We start from the raw sequence: 18,389 nt of genomic DNA on the forward strand, positions 1-18,389 counted from the left end.
ATAATACTGAGCTATGAAACAGGTAAGTTTTTTGATGACTGTAGTGTTGGTCATGCTTTTGATCTCATGTACTCCAACGCGGAAAAAAGAATATGCTTCTTTTGATGAATATCCCGTACCAAACGGCGACTTAACGGAGATGGAATACACTGTGCATTCTACAACATTTTCTCTTTGGGCACCTACTGCTGATGAAGTGCGACTGATGTTATTTGATTCGGGTCACGAAGGACATGCATATCAAACGGTACCTATGGAACCTGCTGATGATGGAACGTGGAAAGCAACGGTTGAGAAGAATCTGCTGGGTAAATTTTATACGTTCAATGTGAAAATCAATGATAAATGGCAGGGTGATACCCCCGGGATTAATGCTAAAGCTGTTGGCATTAACGGTAAACGGGCTGCTATTATTGATATGCGTATGACCGACCCTGAAGGATGGAATACGGAAGTCAAACCTGCTTTTAAATCTCCTGCCGATGTCGTTATTTACGAGATGCATCATCGGGATTTATCCGTGCATTTCTCGTCGGGTATTAAAAATAAAGGTAAATTTATAGCTTTAACCGAGCGTGGAACTAAAACGCCTGATAGTTTGAGTACTACCGGCTTGGATCATCTCATCGATTTGGGTATTACGCATGTACATCTTTTGCCTTCCTTTGATTATGCTTCAATTGATGAATCCAAATTAAAAGATAAGAAATACAATTGGGGATACGATCCGCTTAACTATAATGTTCCCGAGGGGTCTTATGCCACTGATCCTTTTACTCCTTCTTCACGTATCCGAGAATTTAAGAAGATGGTTATGGCTCTTCACAAAGCTGGTATTCGTGTCATAATGGATGTAGTGTATAATCACGTTAATGATTTGGGAAGTAGCAATTTTGAACGGACAGCACCGGGCTATTTTTTCAGGAAAAAGAAAGACGGATCTTGGGCCAATGGTTCTGCCTGCGGCAATGAAACGGCAAGTGAACGACCCATGATGCGTAAATACATGATTGAGTCAGTGCTTTATTGGATGAAGGAGTACCACGTTGATGGTTTCCGATTTGACTTAATGGGTATTCATGATATTGAAACAATGAATGAGATACGAAAAGCTGTGAATGCTGTCGACCCGTCTATCATCATTTACGGTGAAGGTTGGGCTGCGGAAGCTCCCCAGTTGCCGGCAGACTCACTGGCCATGAAGGCAAATACACAACGTATGCCCGGTATTGCTGCTTTCTCTGATGAAATGCGTGATGGCTTGCGGGGTCCTTTCAATAATAATCATAAAGGAGCTTTTCTGGCCGGAATTCCGGGAGGTGAACAAAGCATTAAGTTTGGCATTGTGGGGGCGGTAAAACATCCGCAAGTGCATCTTGATTCGGTGAATTATACTAAGATAGCCTGGGCAGGTGAGCCAACTCAAATGATTAGCTATGTTTCTTGTCACGATGACATGTGTCTGGTCGATCGTTTGCAGGCCAGTGTTCCGGGCATAACTCCCAAGCAGTTGGTTCTGCTCGATAAGTTAGCTCAGACGGCGGTCTTTACCTCACAAGGTATACCATTTATCTATGCAGGAGAGGAGATCATGCGTGATAAGAAAGGAGTTCACAATAGCTTTGAAAGTCCTGACTCTATTAACGCCATTGATTGGAGATTAAAAGCCTTGCATGCAGATGTTTTTGCTTATTATAAAGGACTTATTGCTTTGCGAAAGGCTCATCCGGCTTTTCGGATGGGTAAGGCCGAGATGGTTCGCAAGCACTTAGAGTTTTTGCCTGTTGACGGCAGTAATGTGATTGCTTTCCGTGTGAAAGGACATGCCAACGGAGATGCATGCCAAGATCTGATCGTTATATTGAATGCACGGACACAAATGACCAAGGTTACGGTGCCCGCTGCTAAATATACTGTTTTCTGTAAAGATGGTTTTGTGAGTGTTGACGGCTCTCTGGGCACATTATATGGGCCAGAAGTTTATGTGGCTCCTCAAACGGCGCTCATTATGGGTAGTTACTAAGCATATGTTTTACCGCAGTACATGACAATTATGACTGCGGTAAAACCTTCGCTTTTGTTTGGCATTACATCTGTGAAGCCGACTGTTCTTTATATTCCGTAGGAGAAACTCCATAAAATTCCTTGAACGTATTCGAGAAGTGTGAAAGGTTAGAGAACCCCGTAGCATAAGCAACCTCAGAAATAGTGAGGTTTTTCTCTTTCAATAGGGATGCCGCTTGTTTTAACCGGATACCTCTGATAAAATCGCGGGCCGACTGGTTGGTTAGCTCCTTGAGTTTACGATGCATGTGTACACGGCTCATACCGGCATTCGCTGCTAATACTTCAACGTTAAGAGTCGGGTCAGCCAAATGTTCATTGATGGTTCTCATGATCTTTTCCATCAATATTTCATCGTTTGATTTGAGATGAATCTTATCCATTTTGTCTTCAACCTGCTTTTCCGTATTGAACTTTCCTCTCAATCTTTCTCTGTTATTAATCAGGTTACTGATCGTTAAGCGAAGCAAATCAATGTTGAATGGTTTCACAAGGTATGCATCGGCGCCAATCTCTAAACCCTCCATTCTATCTTCGGGCTTTGAACGAGCCGTTAGTAGCACAACGGGTATGTGATTGATGTTGGTGTTTTGCTTTATTTTTTGGCAAAGCATGTTGCCATCCATTTCCGGCATCATTACATCGCTTATAACCAAATCAGGTTTCTCCTTCAAAATGTACTCCAGCGCTTGTTTCCCGTTTACACATTCGGCTATACGGTATTCACCGCATAACTCCTGGCGAATGTAATGTCGTATATCATCTTCATCTTCAACAATGAGAACGCGGTAGTTTGTTTTCGCTTTTACCTTGTCTTTTTGCATGCATTCGTCATCATCCGATCCATACAACTGAGTAGTATCTTTTTCAAATACTGTTTGTTGAGATTCGCCCTCTGATATCTGCGTAGGATCTTCCAACTCTTCTGCTTTCAGATGATCAGAGCCTAGTGGCAGGCGAATGATAAATCGGGTACCCGATTCGTCTTCTCTATTTTCGGCCTTAATGGTGCCGTGGTGGAGTTCAACCAAAGACCTGGACAAATGTAGACCTATGCCGGTTCCGAAATTCGATTTGGTGAGGTCGTTGTTTATCTGATAAAAGCGTTCAAAGATTTGCTCTATTTTGTCCTTGTCAATACCTATTCCGCTATCAGTTACACTTATTTCAAAATAATTCTTTAAAGCTCCTCTGCATGTTTCATCCTTACCGGTAGAGAGATTGACGGAGATATTGCCTCCTTGAGGGGTATATTTAAATGCATTTGATAGCACATTGAGCAATACTTTATCGAAGTTATTCAAATCGACCCAAGCCTTCAATTCCTTTTTGGTATTATGATGATCTTCTTCCTCTGAGTTATCAGCTGGGTTATTGCCTAAATTAGTTGTAAAACAGAACGATATATTCTTTTTTTGAGCTTGATAGTCAAAGGTCTGCATCAGGTCGTCAACAAAACCTACAATATCTGTTTCGCGAAATTTGAGGTGCATCTGTCCCTTATCTATCTTACGGATATCCATGAGCTGGTTGATCAGACGTAGAATGCGTTGTGCATTACGATACATCATCAGGTAAGTGCTTTGTTTATCAGAACTTTCGCTCAGCAGTTTTTCCAAAGGACTCAGAATCAGAGTCATCGGAGTGCGTATTTCATGTGAGATGTTGATGAAAAACTGAAGTTTCGCTTCGCTGATTTGCTCTTGATGTTCTCTTTTAAGCATCTCTTGTTTATGATGTAACCGAGAAAGAATATACATGACGATGGTGTACATAATGGCACTACCTATTAGTACCCACAAGCAGATGGCCCACCAACTCTGATACCACGGTGGGGTAATGACAATAGTCACTGTTCGCACGTTTGAATAGTTACCATGATCAGAGGCTCTGACACGAAAAGTATAGGTGCCCGGACTCAGATTACTGAACGTTACACGGTTGACTCCGGGATGGTTACTAATCCATTCATTACCCAATTCATCAATCATGTATTGGTAGCTAATGCGTTCCGGATTATTAAAATCCAATGCTGAAAACTCAAGGCTAAATGTGTTTTCATTATATGCCAGTGTAAATTTGTTAGCATCTATCACGGCAGTCTCGGTAATTAAATTTCCACCCGATTTATCTCCTTGTTTCACCGCATGATTGGCCAAATACAAGTCGGTGATAATTACCTTCAGCTCTTTTTTGATTTCGGTTATTTCGTAAGGAATGAAAGAAGTAATACCATTGGTTCCTCCGAAATATATTTTTCCTCGTTTATCTTTAAAAACAGCACCGCGTGTAAATTCATTCCCTTGAATGCCATCGCCTGCATAGTAATTGATGAATCGATTCTCTTTGGTTACGAATTTGGAAATCCCTTGGTGAGTGCTTATCCATATATTACCCTGTTCGTCTTCCGCCATTCCGCAAATTACATCGCTGGGTAGACCGTTGGAAGTTGAATAGTGGCTAATTTTGTGGCTTTTTACATCAAAACAAGCAATGCCTTCTGTAGTGCCTGCATATATTTTACCATCTGCTGCTTCTAGTATGGTGTTAACGACGTACCCAGGCAGAAGGTTGCTTTGGTTCAGAAAGTTGATAAACGTATTTTTTTTAGGATTAAAACAAGATAACCCTTTGAACGTACCAATCCATATAAGACCGTTGCTGTCTTCCACGATTGAATTAATCCAATCGTTGGGCAGTTTATCAACTCTCCAATCATCGTTTTCACTTCGTGTCGATTCGTAATGGGTTACTTTATGTGTCTTAAGGTTAATCTTATAAATACCCGAACCGTAGGTCCCTACCCATAAGTTCTTGTTACTGTCTTCTGTGATATAAAAAACCTTGTCATTAATGCCACCATGACCACTCAAGTGATTCATGTATTCACACAGTCCGTTTTTCTTGTTGACTTTACCAAGCCCATTGAAGTAAGATCCTACCCATAAATCTTGATTGGAATCCTCAAAGATACACATGATACTTCCCGGCAATGAACGCGGGTTGCCTGGTGAAGGTTTAAAATGTAGTAATTGTTCTCCCAAATCATTGATGGCATAAAGCCCGTCATTATCTGTTCCAACCCATGTTGTGCCGGCTTTGTCTTTATGAATAGCCATGATGCAGCTTGACCCTATCGTGTTTTTGCGAAGTGATTTGTAACCGAAATAACCAAATCGGTTAGTGGCTCCGGGTATAAATATAATTCCTTTCTGGAAGATGCCCAGCCAAAGATTATTATCTTTATCTTCAACGATGGAGTGTATTTTTGATTTGGAAAAGTCAAACGGTCCGGTGCTAATCTCGCTATCCTCAATTATATCTTTCTGATAGTTATACTCTTTCAGTCCTTCACCATCTGTTCCAATGAATAAGCGCCCTTGCTTATCGAGCATCAGCGCACGCACGTTCAGTGGAATGTTGCGCGTGTAGCTTATGGGTACAAACTTTTGCGATCGGTCTTTTGTCGATAGTTTGAAAACTCCTCCGGTGAGGGTGCCTACAAAGATAGTACCTTCTCTGTCTTCTGATATAGCCGATATATCGTCTTTTAAAATGTCTTGCGGAGCCTTAAAACATTTCAACGCATTGGTTTCGGGATTGTATTTGAAAAGCCCCTTGTCTTCAGTTGCTATCCATAGATTCTTTTGAGAGTCTTCATAAATAACATTCATGAAATTACTGTTCATCCGATCAATCAGATTCTTTTCTTTCCGGAATTCATTGACTCCTTTTCCCTTTTTCAGCGATATAATGCCTTGCCCGGATGTGGCAATCCAAATGTCTCCGTTGGTGCGCTCTATAATAGAGGTAACATGAGGATTCTTTTTTCCGTCTTCTCGGTGAATACGTATTTCTTTGAACGAGTCTGTAGCACGGTTGTATAATTGTAATCCATTGATACAGCCTATCCAAAAGCGACTGCCACTGTCTTCGAACACGGTTCTTACGTAATTGTTTTTTAGTGAAGTACTATCGGCTGAATTATGCTTATAAATGGTGAAACGGTTGCCGTCAAAACGGTTTAATCCGTTTTCAGTACTAATCCAGATAAATCCTCTTCGATCCTGATATACTTTATTGATAAGACTGTTTGATAACTCTTTATCCGAAGAGTAGAACTTTCCGGTTTGAGCCCATGTGTAAAAGGGTAATAGACAGATCAGGATGAATAATGTTTTTCTTACTTGTGCTCTCATTCTAATATCGATGTTAACTTCTTATTCGCAAAGATAGGTAAATACTTGGTTTAAAAGTCATGACTCGCCCACTTAAATACTTTATATTGGCTGATAAAGGAATATTTTTAGCTGTTTATAGTGGTATATTCTATTTAAGTAACGAGCAACAAAGAGTATGTAACAGATGAGAAAATACATGTAACTAACATCTAACAAACAGAAACATAAATTAGTTATGTAGATAAAACAAATTTGTAGTTTTGCGTAAGTATAGATAGCATTGTTTAACTATTAATGATATATCGAAATGAAAACATGAAGGATCTTATCTTATTTATTTAGTCCTAATTAACTTTAAGCTAGTATTTATATTAATTAAAAAAAACGATGATTGTATGAAAAGCACAAATCATTATTACAGGCCCGTGGGGCTGTTTATTTTGCTATGCCTAGTACCAATATGGGCATTTGCACAATCTATAACTGTAAGAGGTACAGTGAAAGACGCAGCAGGTGAACCTATAATAGGAGCTAGCGTACTAGAAAGTGGAACAAGTAATGGAACCATAACGGATTTGGATGGCCAGTTCTCGTTAAAGGTATCGCCAAGAGGCAAACTTACCATTTCTTTTATCGGGTACGAAAAACAAGAAATACCTATTGCCGGAAAAAACCAATTCTCAATTGTGATGAAAGAGGATACGAAAGTGCTTGATGAGGTTGTGGTAGTGGGTTACGGTCAGATGAAACGCAGTGATTTAACTGGATCTGTTGTATCCGTATCAAGTGATGCTATTTCAAAATCTGTAACAACATCTATTGATCAGGTGCTACAAGGTAGGGCAGCGGGTGTACAAGTGCAACAAAATAGCGGTATGCCGGGTGCTAGCTCTTCTATTCGCATTCGTGGTGTAAACTCTTTAAATGCTTCAAATGAACCCATATTCGTTATTGATGGAGTGATTATTGACGGCTCAACCGGTTCGGGAACAGATAATGCGTTGGCATCCATTAACCCTGCTGATATTGTTTCGATGGATGTTTTGAAAGATGCTTCAGCTACGGCTATTTATGGAGCTCGTGCGGCTAATGGTGTAATTATAATTACAACCAAACGAGGCAAAAGTGGTGAAGCTAAAATAACTTATGACGGCTATATGGGCTGGCAGGAAATGCCTAAAAAACTCGATATGCTCAATTTACGCGAGTATGCTGAACATAAGAATGTGCGTTCAGGTAATGATTATTCAGGCCAAAATTGGGGGATTGTACAAGCGGATGACAATTTTGTACGTCCCGATTTACTGGGTGAAGGGACCGATTGGCAAGATGAAATGTTCAGTAAGGCCACTATGACTAGCCATAACTTATCCGTTACAGGAGGTAGTGACAAGAGTAATTATGCGTTGGGAGCCGGTTATCTCAATCAAGATGGTATTGCTATTGGGTCTGGCTTTCGTCGCTTAAATCTCCGAGGAAGTTTTGATTCTCAGGTGAAGAAGTACCTGAAGATGGGTATTAACTTTGCATTTAGTAATTCTCGACAAAAACTCACCGTTTCTGATGAATCATTAATTGAAACAGCGCTTAAGCAAACACCCAATGTGGCAGTCAGAAATGCAGATGGTACTTTTGATGGCCCGGATACGGATGAATATGTACAGAACAATCCGGTTGGTTTGGCTATGATTAAGGATAATCGGAACGAAAAAATGGGTATTCGTGCCAATACGTATGCAGAAGCCACAATCATTGATGGTTTGTCTGTTAAAACCGAACTCTCTTTTGATTATGGTATAACCAATACATATAAGTTCGATCCTTCTTATACGTTCGGAGCTATTGAGAATACCAACAGAGAAGGTTCTTACTCAAAGTCATACAATAAATATTGGAGCTGGAGAAACCTTGTCAATTACAATAAGGTTTTTGGTCAGCACAATCTTCAGGCAATGGTAGGTCAAGAAATGCAAAAAAGCCATTGGGAGTATCTGTACGGTAATCGTAAAGGGTATCTGTCAAATAGTGCAACCGATTTGACTTTAGGCGATGCATCTACAGCTAAAAATGACGGAAGCAGTGGTGAGAGTTCTATTCTGTCTTATTTCGGACGTATGTTTTATTCGTATAATGACAAGTATTTGCTAACATTTACTCTGCGTAGAGATGGCTCTTCGAAATTCTATAAGGATAATCGCTGGGGCTGGTTTCCTTCAGCTGCGCTTGCATGGAAGGTTACTAACGAGGAATTTCTGAAGGATAATAATATAATTAATAACCTCAAACTCCGTTTGGGATGGGGAACAGTAGGTAACCAAAATGTGCCTAACAATGCCTACTTAGCCACTTATTCTTCTGTTGCAACAGTTTGGGGAACAGGTTTGCTGGCAGCCAATACGCCGAATCCTGATTTAAAATGGGAAACAACTTATTCTAGTAATATAGGATTAGATTTGAACTTATTTCAAAACCGTATTGAATTTATAGCTGATTTATATTATAAAAAGACGAAAGACTTATTGTTACAGGTACCTCTGCCTGCTTATGTAGGAACTTCAGGTCCGGGATCTACTGCTGCACCATGGAAAAATATCGGTTCGTTGGAAAACAAAGGTATAGAACTGACATTGAATACAGTCAATGTTGATAAAAAGGGTTTTCAATGGAGGTCTAATTTGGTTTTCTCAATGAATAGAAATAAGGTTAAAGAACTCGATACTGAATCAAGTTTAATTAATAAATCATACCAAAGCGGCTCAACCATTACTATCATTACTCGTACTGCAGTAGATCAACCTATCGGTCAGTTCTATGGTTACAAGGTTATAGGCCGTTTTGAAAAAGCAACAGACTTTTACTACAAAGATGCTGATGGCAATTTGAAACAGACAGCTTTACCAAAAGATATGTCAATTGGAAAAAACAGTGTATGGATTGGTGATTATATTTTTGAAGATATTAATAAAGATGGTGTAATTGATGAAGAAGACCGATCTTTTATAGGTAATCCCGAGCCTGACTTTACGTATGGCATAGGCAATACCTTCTCGTATAAAGGATTTGATTTAAGTATCTATTTGAATGGCAGCTATGGCAATGAAGTAGTTAATTGGGTTAGAAAAGACCTTGAAAATCCACGTGAAAACACCAATTTGTTGAAAGATGCTCTTGACTATGCACAATTGGAATTGATTCATTCCGATGGTCCGGATGACTATCGGAACATTAAAATCATTGGTGGAGATCCCCATGCTTGTCGTATGGCTTCTTCTTCCGCTTCCAATACTTCTAATTATCGTTTTAGCGATAAGTTTGTTGAAGACGGTTCATACTTGAGAATTCAGTCGATTTCTTTGGGATATACTTTACCCCAAAAATGGGTAACCAAAGTTGGTCTTCAAAATATGAAGATTTATTGCAACTTGCAAAATGTATATACTTTTACGAAATACAAAGGCTACGATCCTGAGATTGGTTCTGCTAATCAAGATGCACTACTTACCGGATTTGATAACTACCGTTATCCCACTCCGCGCATTTACACATTTGGTTTAAATCTTACATTCTAATTTAATAGATATGAATATGAAAACAAGTAAATATATATACTCGCTTGTATTGGCAGCATCTTTAACGATAACAGGATGTAGTGATTTCTTGGATACCGAGAATAATTCCAGTATTACTGCTGAGAATTTTTATCAGAATGAAGAAGATTTTAGTGCTGCCACCGGAGCGCTTTATAATAAAGTTTGGTTCGACTTTAATGATAAGTTTTATTATGGGTTAGGTGATGGTAGAGGCTTTAACTTGTACGCTCCCTACTCTGATTATATTTATCCGTTTACAGACCTGAATGAAACAGGGCTAACCGGACCGCTAGTCAGTGCATGGGCGTCGTTGTATAATGTGATTCAGCAGGCTAACAAAGTAATCATTGGTATTACAAATAGTCCTTATAATAATGAAGATACAAAAAAAGAATACATTGCTGAGGCCCGCTTTATGAGGGGAGTTGCTTATAGCTATCTGGCCATGCTTTGGGGTAATGTGATTTTGAATGAAAATACAGACGATTTAATTGCTAATCCTATTGTCAACACAAGTCCCACTTCTGACGTATACGAATTTACAATGCGTGATTTGGAGTACGCAGCAAAATATCTTCCCGGGACTTCAAGTGCAGCCGGTCGGGTTAATAAATATAGTGCCTATGCAATGCTTTCGCGCGTGTACTTAACTTATGCAGGTTATGGTACTGATGCTAATAGCGGAGTGCGGAGTGAGGAATACTTAAATTTAGCCAAGAAAGCTGCCCAAAAAGTGATTGAAGAAAGTCCTTTCCAGCTAATGGATAATTACGAAGACTTATTTAAGATAGAAAATAATAATAATTCTGAATCTGTCTTTGCTCTGCAATGGGTTGCCAATGGATCTTATGGTGAAACGAATACCCAACAGGCATATTTTGCATGTGGTTCTGAAATAACCGATGACGACGCTGCATGGGGATACTGGACTCGCGCACAGCCCAATGTGATATTTGAATATGAAAAGGGCGACAAACGTCGTAAGGCAACCTGGATGGCATATGGCGACCAATATCCGGAAATTCAAGCCTCTAAGGGTGGATACACCTATGAGAAAACGGAACAAGCCTTGAATGTGAAAAAATATGTTTGTGGATCAACAAAAGACAATCCAAAAATATCTCGAATGAGTTGTCCAATCAATACATACATGATGCGCTTGGCTGAGGTTTATCTGATTTATGCTGAGGCAGTACTTGGTAACAATGCGACTACTTCTGATGAAACGGCTCTTGATTATTTTAACAAGATACGCGCCAGAGCCGGACTTAATCCGAAAGATGCAATTTCTTATGAAGACATTCGTCATGAACGTAGAATGGAATTGTGCATGGAAGGTCAGTATTGGTATGATCTTGTTCGTAGATCTTACTACAAACAGCAGGAAACGGTGAATTACATAAAGAACCAGCAGAGAGATGTTAATACCCCGGTGCTGTGGAACTCGGAAACCCAAACTTTATCTGTTGATGAGTCTCGTGATCCCAGCAGCCGATCAATTGGAACTATAGATGCAACTATATTCTTATTGCCTTATCCGGAATCGGAAACAGTCCAGAATCCGCAGCTCAAAGCAGAGCCGGTTTCTTATGAGTTTAAAGAAGATCGAATTACCGATTTGTTTAATTAAAAATACCTATTTAAGTATGAAAAACTTAATGATAAATTATAATGCTCTGAAAGCAGTCGTTTTATTTATAGTCCTTTTTATTACCTCTCTCACATTGACATCTTGCAATGATGATGAGAACAATAATGGAGCTGAAATGACTATTACAGGTGTTTACCTAGAAGATGCCGACTCTGATGTTCCTGACAGATTGGTTGAATTTGCTCGTTTGGGACAACTTATTCGTGTAGAGGGTAAAGGATTTACCGGCTTAAAGAAAGTGTACATTAATGGCTATAGTTGTTATTTTAATCCGGTAATGGTTTCTGATAAATCTTTTGTAGTAAGCGTAAACAAGAATATTCCCACAACAGAAGCAGAAGAAGCAATTCGCAATACAATTCGCTTAGTGAAGGATGCAGGAGAGTATACTCATAATTTTACCATTCGTTCGGCTGCACCTGCCATTACAAGGATCTCAAATACCATGCCCAAAATGGGCGAACCGATCATTGTCTTTGGTTCTGGTTTATTAGAAGTGACAAAGGTTGTTTTCCCGGGTAACGTGGTTGTTACGAGTGGCATTACTCAAAGTAAAGATGGTACTTATTTTATGGTGAATGTACCCGAAGGGGTTTCTGATAATGGAGGATCTATTTTCATTGAATGCGCTAACGGAGGTGCTTATTCTCCGGCTTATTTCAATTGCAAAAAAGGAGTGATTCTTGATTTTGATGGGAAAGGGCAACAGGGTTCTTGGGGTTCGAGCGCAAGCATGGTTGCTCCGGAAGATCTGGAGTCGGCAGTCATAGGTGAAGGCAATGTGTCTCAAGGAACTTACTGTGTATTGCCGGCGGCGAAACAATTGCCTGTTGCCGGGGGCAAAAACCGTTGTGCCGAGGTGTGGACAGCCGGTAATGGTGTTGACGATTGGAGTGAAACGGCATTGGGTATACCACACACCCTTCCTATTGATTCAGTTGGTTTTCAATTTGATATTTATGTTCCGGCTGCTACCCCATGGAACGAATCTGGATTTTTAAAGGTTTGTTTGATTAATGGTTTAAACGGTGGTGAATGGGCTTCTTCAGATAACAAACAATGTTATAATTACGTTCCTTGGGTTTCAGGAGGTTCTGCCGTCCCTTATTCATCCTCAGGGTGGGTTACTGTTACTATTCCCTTTAGTAAGTTTTATGTATTTGCGGCCAATGCAAACGTTTCTTCAATGACTTTTGCAGATGTTGTAGCTTTGCGTGATGCAGCCTCATATAAAAACTTTGGGTTCTATTTCGAAAACTCAGATTTTACATTAAATAAACTTACCGGAAATAGTGCTGACGAAACCAAGAGCTTTATCTCAAAAGAAACATCAGTAAGGGTTTATGTTGATAATTGGCGTATTGTGCGGTTGGGTGTGCCTACTTATTCCGATTTCCCGACTGTTGCTGAGTAAGTAATAATTTTAATAGTGATAATTATGAAATACAATAAAATCATTCCAATAGTGGCATTACTGGCTACTACTATGAGCTCATGTGATGAGGAAAAAATGAATTGGTATAAAGATCCGTCGCACGGAGAGGTGGCGTCATCCGAATTACCATTACAGTTGAGAGAAGCCATATCCCGTTATGAACCTTTAAAAACATATGTGTCCGATCCTAATTTCAAGTTAGGCTGCGGAGTAGGGTTGACTCTCTATACAGATAATGAACCTTACAATCAGTTAGTGAACGAGAACTTTAATGAAATTACAATTGGATACCTGATGAAACATGGTCCGGTTGTAAAATCAGATGGTAGTCTTAATTTTACTAATATTGATAAGCTGTTTGTTAAAACAGATGAAGCCGGTATATCTGTTTTTGGACATACCTTGGTGTGGCATCAAAACCAGAATGCTAAGTATCTCAATTCATTGATTGCCGACAAAGTCATTGTAACGCCAGATGATTCAGAGAAAATTATTAATATACTTGATAATAGTGATTTTGAAAACGGAACCATCAGCCCATGGGGTGGTTGGGGTAACGACTCATCTCGAAAAGTGTCTGAAAAGGGACAGGGGTATAGTAGTGATTATGCCATGATTTTGGTTAATCCCAAAGATGCGAATTCCTATTCGGCGCAAGCAGCTTATTCACTACCTTCTGAACTTATTGTAGGTAAAACGTATTGTTATTCGGCCATGGTGAAAGCTGATGTAGTGAATACTGATTTTACCTTTCAGGTTCAGAATCCTACCAGTTATGCAGGAGAAGGGTATGTAAGCGGCGCAACAGCTGTAGGTCAGTGGGTGCTTATAGAGGGCGAATTTGAATGCACCAAAGAAGGCCTTACAAGGCTATGCATTAACTTTGGCAAAGCAGCGGGTAATTATTACATTGATAATATCAAATTTGGTGAGAAGAATGAGAATGTAGATAAGATGTTGAATGTGATAGATAATACCACCTTCGAAACAGCAACCATCTCTCCATGGGGCGGTTGGGGCAACGACTCTTCTCATAAGATTTCTGATAAAGGTCAAGGTTACAACAGTGATTATGCCATGATTTTGGTTAATCCCAAAGATGCAAATTCCTATTCGGCGCAAGCAGCCTATTCTTTGCCTGCTGAGTTAGAAATAGGTAAAACCTACTGTTATTCGGCTATGGTGAAGGCCGATGTGCTGAATACTGATTTTACTTTTCAGGTTCAGAATCCTACCAGCTATGCAGGAGAAGGGTACGTAAGTGGCACTACTGCTGTGGGGCAATGGGTACCTATTGAAGGGGAATTTACATGTGCGAAAGCGGGAATGCAAAGATTGTGCATCAACTTTGGTAAGGCCGCCGGTACTTATTACGTTGATAATGTTAAGTTTGGTGAGAAAAAAGCAACTACCAAAGCGGCTACCCGCGGGGTACAGATTATTCCGCTTTCCGACGAGGAAAAAGCTCTACTAATAGGTAATGCTTTAGAAAGCTGGATTTCACAGATGGTATCACATTGTAAGTCGCACATCAAAGCATGGGATGTCGTGAATGAGCCTATGCGTGAGGGTGGAACTTTGCGTGATGGAACAGAATCTTCGGGAGACGATATTTTTTCATGGGTGAAATATTTGGGTAAGGACTATGCTGTTACGGCCTTTAAACTTGCCCGTCAGTATGGTAACGGTGATAGTGACAAGCTGTTTATTAACGACTACAACCTGGAAGTCAGTGAAGCTAAGTTAGCCGGACTTATTGATTATGTTACTTACATTGAAAGTAAGGGGGCTAAGGTTGACGGCATTGGTACGCAGATGCACTTAAGTTTGAGCGGTAAAGATGCGAATGGAATAGCGAATCTGAAGCAACAAATAGATAAGATGTTTCAAACACTTGCTGCTAGCGGTAAGCTGATTAAAGTTTCTGAACTTGATATCGCTTTGGGAACTGCATCTCCTACCGATACGCAATTTGCAGATCAAGCTGAAATGTACCGTTACGTAATTGAATCTTATAAAAAGTACATACCACAAGCACAGCAGTATGGTATTACAATTTGGGGCGTGTCAGATGATCCTGCAGAACATGAAAACTGGCTACCCGATGATGCTCCTAATTTATGGGATGCAAGCTATGGTCGTAAGCATGCTTACAAAGGTGTGGCTGACGGATTTGCCGGCAAAGATGTCAGTGAGGATTTTAGTGGTGATCTTCAGTATTAAAACTGATTAGGTTAGACTTTTGTGTTGAGAACCCGTAGCGTTGAATAACAGTGCTACGGGTTTTCTTTTTATAAATAAAAGTGGTATTTTTTTTAGAATAAACAATCATATTATGCCATTTTAGATTTGTTCTATTATCTTTGTCGTCGAGAAACCTGTCTGTTATAAAATATGATGCTATGAAAGTAAAATTGAATTGTATTGTTTGGAGTCTGCTAGCCCTGCTGTGGCCGTCCTCTCTCGGAGCACAATTACCGCTTGTTTATGATAAGGAAAACATGGGTAACGCCTATACCTTTTCTGATTTTCCGCAAATTAATGAATTGCCGGAGATAACGACCTTGCCCGATCCATTAGCCTGGGCGAATGGTAATGGGAGGTTAAGCCGTTTTAAAGATTGGGAACGCCGCCGTACAGAGATTATCCGGCAATTACAACATTATGAGTTAGGCTGTAAGCCAACGGTTGCCAAAGATAGTATGGAAGCATCGATCACGAATGATACCTTACGCGTTGTGGTGCACAACAATGGCCAAACATTGGTTCTGACTGCATTTATTAAATATCCTGAGGGGGCCGGACCGTTTCCGGCTATAATAGGCATAGGAATGCCCAGTGGCTCTCTTCCGTCGGAATTGTTTACTAAGAGAGGCATAGCGCAGATTGCGTTTAATTTTACACAAGTAATGTCTCACACACAAAAACGAGGTAATGAACCCATAAACCGTTTGTATCCGGAGTTGATAGAGATGGGAGCGTATAGCGCTTGGCCTTGGGGGATAAGCCGTTTGATAGATGGGGTAGAGATTGTAGGTAAAAACTCACGTATTGACACCTCTCATCTGGCAGTGTCGGGCTGTTCGTTTGCCGGTAAAATGGCTTTGTACGCAGGTGCTTTTGATGAACGTATTGCTTTGACCATTGCCCAAGAACCGGGAGGTGGAGGCGTAAACGCATGGCGTGTTTCCGAAACATTGGGTAACGTAGAAACATTGGGACGTACTAACCATGCCTGGTTTTTGGAAAGCATGTTTCTGTTTTCAGAAAAGAATGTAAATCGTTTGCCGGTTGATCATCATGAATTGGCAGCGTTAATAATGCCCCGTGCATTGCTTGTTCTGGGTAATACGGATTACGAATGGCTGGCCGAAGAGTCTAATTATGTATCTTGCCGTGCAGCGCGTAAAGTTTGGGAAGCGTTCGGGATAGAAGATAGAATGGGGTTTTCTATACAAGGTGGACACCCACACTGCCAATTACCGCTAAGTCAATATCCTGAAGTTGAGGCATTTATTGATAAATTCTTATTAGGAAAACAGGACGTAAATACGATTGTTACCAAAGCAGAAATGTTTAAAGACGTTGATTATAAAAAGTGGATGCCTTGGGCGAAATAGTACAGGCATAAAACCTCTTTTTTGCTGTTTTTTGCTGTTGTACCAATATTATTCGTCTTTTTTCTTCTCGTGTTGACTAAAAAGGTAACAGGAAACTCATTTCTTTTTTTGAATCTTTATAATCAGATAGTTAACGCTTTTGTTAACCAATTAATTTGATTATGAAAATGGGAAAAAACTTTTATTTTAAACACGATGCTTCGGCTTTTAGTGATGCCAAACTGATGAGCTTGATCAAACAAGAAGGAATGACCGGTTATGGAATCTATTGGATTATTCTTGAATTTTTACGCATGCAGCGTGAATATGCTGCTTCGTATGTAATGCTTTCGCATCTGTCGAGAAGAGCAAATACATCATCCAAAAGATTGATGAGAATTATATCCGATTATGATTTATTTGTGCTAACCGATGACTCTTTTTATTCCCCGGGGCTGTCCGAAAGAATGGCAGCGCACGACCGAGTTGTGAGCTCATGTCGGGCTCATGGACGTCTCGGAGGACTAGCTAAAAGCCTGAAAATCAGCCAAAGTGTCGAAGCGAACGCTTTAGCATTACAGAGAGAGAGTAATCATATAATTACTTCTTTGAAGAGTGAGAGCGAAGCGAACTCTTGCTCTTCACCGGAAGAACTGCTTCGTTCGGTGGCAGAGATGAAGCACGAAACCATCTGGCAGGAGCAGATGGCCATGAAGAGTGGCATGGGGTTGAAATTCGCCGCACATTTCGACGCTTTGCTGCTGGCCTTTTCCACCTACATCAGCCTCATTGGCGAGGAAAACTCCATTCCCACGGTGAACGATGCCAAACGTCGGTTTTTCTTCTGGATGCAATCGGCCGACTGCAAGCAGCTCATGGCCCGTTTGCAAAAGCAAGAGGAAGCTGCACCCGATCCGTTCCGCTTCGAAACGCTGGTCGACGGCCGGCGAACCTACTGCGGCATGCCCATAGTCGAGGGAGCCCCACCGCGCCCCGCCATCAATGCCGTGTGGGATGACGACGGTCATTGCTGGAGACACTAGCGCCTTTCCCCGGCTATATAGACCACGCTCCGTGAGCTATATAGCCCAAGCATGTCGAGGTATATAGCCCGTGAGCATAGGCTATATAGCTCACACCCCCTGAGGTATATAGCTCATTAGCGAATCAAGACTTTCTTCTTCAAAAAGCTTGTAGCAAGGCTTTTCATGAAGCCTTGTAACTGCCGGCAAAATCTTTGTAACCAATGTGATGTTCATAGTAACGATTGAAAAAGTGTTTGAAACGGCTAATGCGTATATTGCTATAAATGGTTGTATCTTTGTTTCTGTTATATTCAATATTCACTTAAAAATTAAAGCATTTGCCAAGCCTCTGTTATGGAATCGAAGAAAAAGATCATGAGTGAAAAACTTCCCATTACGGAAGTAAACCCCATTAATTCGCGTTACTATGATTATGCGCACTTCACTTATCCGTGGCATTTTCATAGCCAGTATGAGATTATCTGGGTGAAAGAGAGTACGGGTCTGTGTTTCGCGGGCGATTGTATCGAACGTTTTGGACCTGGTACCCTTATCTTGTAAATAATAATCAGAAAAGGTACCATATAATAATTAAAAAATGGACCACTGCCACTTGCAAAAATATTAAAATGTTGGAACGTGGCAAAGGATATTTTCCCTTTTCCCGTTTTCTGTTTAGATAAACTTCTATACACATAATAAATCATTTATTTTTTGTTTAATAATTTCGTCTGCTTCAGTCTGTAAGAATCCCCGTTCATATTTACCAGATAAGCTTTTTGCGTAATTCTGTCTATAAGTGCAGCAACAAGTATTTTATCCTTTATAACCTCATTCCATCTTT

At 40.3% G+C, this 18,389-nt stretch carries 10 protein-coding genes; 8 read left to right on the plus strand and 2 right to left on the minus strand.

The genetic code is table 11. The features are described from left to right. Positions 1–13: 13 nt before the first annotated feature. Positions 14–2,023: a type I pullulanase gene (gene pulA / locus C511_RS0110590; RefSeq protein WP_027318125.1), complete on the plus strand. Its 2,010-nt coding sequence runs from the start codon at positions 14–16 to the stop codon at positions 2,021–2,023. A gap of 64 nt (positions 2,024–2,087) precedes the next feature. On the opposite strand, the gene C511_RS0110595 is transcribed toward pulA, so the two are convergent. After that, positions 2,088–6,263, minus strand: coding sequence for a hybrid sensor histidine kinase/response regulator transcription factor (locus tag C511_RS0110595; protein WP_034782215.1), 4,176 nt, complete (start codon positions 6,261–6,263; stop codon positions 2,088–2,090). Between the two features lie 377 nt (positions 6,264–6,640). Here C511_RS0110595 and C511_RS0110600 point away from each other — a divergent pair, with 377 nt between their 5' ends. From C511_RS0110600 to C511_RS0110640, 7 genes are all read left to right on the plus strand, one after another. Beyond that, positions 6,641–9,814 carry a SusC/RagA family TonB-linked outer membrane protein gene (locus C511_RS0110600; protein ID WP_024997053.1) on the plus strand — a complete coding sequence of 1,058 codons (3,174 nt, stop codon included), beginning with the start codon at positions 6,641–6,643 and terminating at the stop codon, positions 9,812–9,814. A 16-nt stretch (positions 9,815–9,830) separates the two neighbouring features. Then, on the plus strand, positions 9,831–11,465 hold the full coding sequence (locus C511_RS0110605) for a RagB/SusD family nutrient uptake outer membrane protein (RefSeq protein WP_024997054.1): 1,635 nt from the start codon (positions 9,831–9,833) through the stop codon (positions 11,463–11,465). Positions 11,466–11,481: 16 nt separating this feature from the next. Next, a complete protein-coding gene (locus C511_RS0110610; RefSeq protein ID WP_024997055.1) occupies positions 11,482–12,900 on the plus strand; it encodes a glycan-binding surface protein in 1,419 nt (472 codons plus the stop codon). A gap of 24 nt (positions 12,901–12,924) precedes the next feature. After that, the gene (locus C511_RS0110615; protein ID WP_024997056.1) at positions 12,925–15,144 is read left to right on the plus strand and encodes an endo-1,4-beta-xylanase; all 2,220 of its coding nucleotides are present in this window, start codon (positions 12,925–12,927) and stop codon (positions 15,142–15,144) included. A gap of 179 nt (positions 15,145–15,323) precedes the next feature. Continuing rightward, entirely contained in the window at positions 15,324–16,541 is a 1,218-nt protein-coding gene (locus C511_RS0110620; protein ID WP_024997057.1) for an alpha/beta hydrolase family protein, read from the plus strand. A 167-nt stretch (positions 16,542–16,708) separates the two neighbouring features. After that, the gene (locus tag C511_RS17275) at positions 16,709–17,563 is read left to right on the plus strand and encodes a DUF7833 domain-containing protein (protein WP_158332561.1); all 855 of its coding nucleotides are present in this window, start codon (positions 16,709–16,711) and stop codon (positions 17,561–17,563) included. A 336-nt stretch (positions 17,564–17,899) separates the two neighbouring features. Continuing rightward, positions 17,900–18,106, plus strand: coding sequence for a cupin domain-containing protein (locus C511_RS0110640; RefSeq protein ID WP_034782219.1), 207 nt, complete (start codon positions 17,900–17,902; stop codon positions 18,104–18,106). 146 nt (positions 18,107–18,252) lie between these two features. Here C511_RS0110640 and C511_RS18445 read toward each other — a convergent pair. After that, positions 18,253–18,389 (minus strand): ATP-binding protein (locus C511_RS18445; protein ID WP_262482336.1); only part of this gene is annotated, 137 nt, incomplete at its 5' end.

Source organism: Bacteroides graminisolvens DSM 19988 = JCM 15093, assembly GCF_000428125.1.
GTDB lineage: Bacteria > Bacteroidota > Bacteroidia > Bacteroidales > Bacteroidaceae > Bacteroides > Bacteroides graminisolvens.

Excerpts from the sequence above, each read along its gene's own strand:
- pulA (WP_027318125.1), top strand. The coding sequence starts at position 14 with ATGAAACAGGTAAGTTTTTTGATGACTGTAGTGTTGGTCATGCTTTTG.
- C511_RS0110595 (WP_034782215.1), bottom strand. The coding sequence starts at position 6,263 with ATGAGAGCACAAGTAAGAAAAACATTATTCATCCTGATCTGTCTATTA.
- C511_RS0110600 (WP_024997053.1), top strand. The coding sequence starts at position 6,641 with ATGAAAAGCACAAATCATTATTACAGGCCCGTGGGGCTGTTTATTTTG.
- C511_RS0110605 (WP_024997054.1), top strand. The coding sequence starts at position 9,831 with ATGAAAACAAGTAAATATATATACTCGCTTGTATTGGCAGCATCTTTA.
- C511_RS0110610 (WP_024997055.1), top strand. The coding sequence starts at position 11,482 with ATGAAAAACTTAATGATAAATTATAATGCTCTGAAAGCAGTCGTTTTA.
- C511_RS0110615 (WP_024997056.1), top strand. The coding sequence starts at position 12,925 with ATGAAATACAATAAAATCATTCCAATAGTGGCATTACTGGCTACTACT.
- C511_RS0110620 (WP_024997057.1), top strand. The coding sequence starts at position 15,324 with ATGAAAGTAAAATTGAATTGTATTGTTTGGAGTCTGCTAGCCCTGCTG.
- C511_RS17275 (WP_158332561.1), top strand. The coding sequence starts at position 16,709 with ATGGGAAAAAACTTTTATTTTAAACACGATGCTTCGGCTTTTAGTGAT.
- C511_RS0110640 (WP_034782219.1), top strand. The coding sequence starts at position 17,900 with ATGGAATCGAAGAAAAAGATCATGAGTGAAAAACTTCCCATTACGGAA.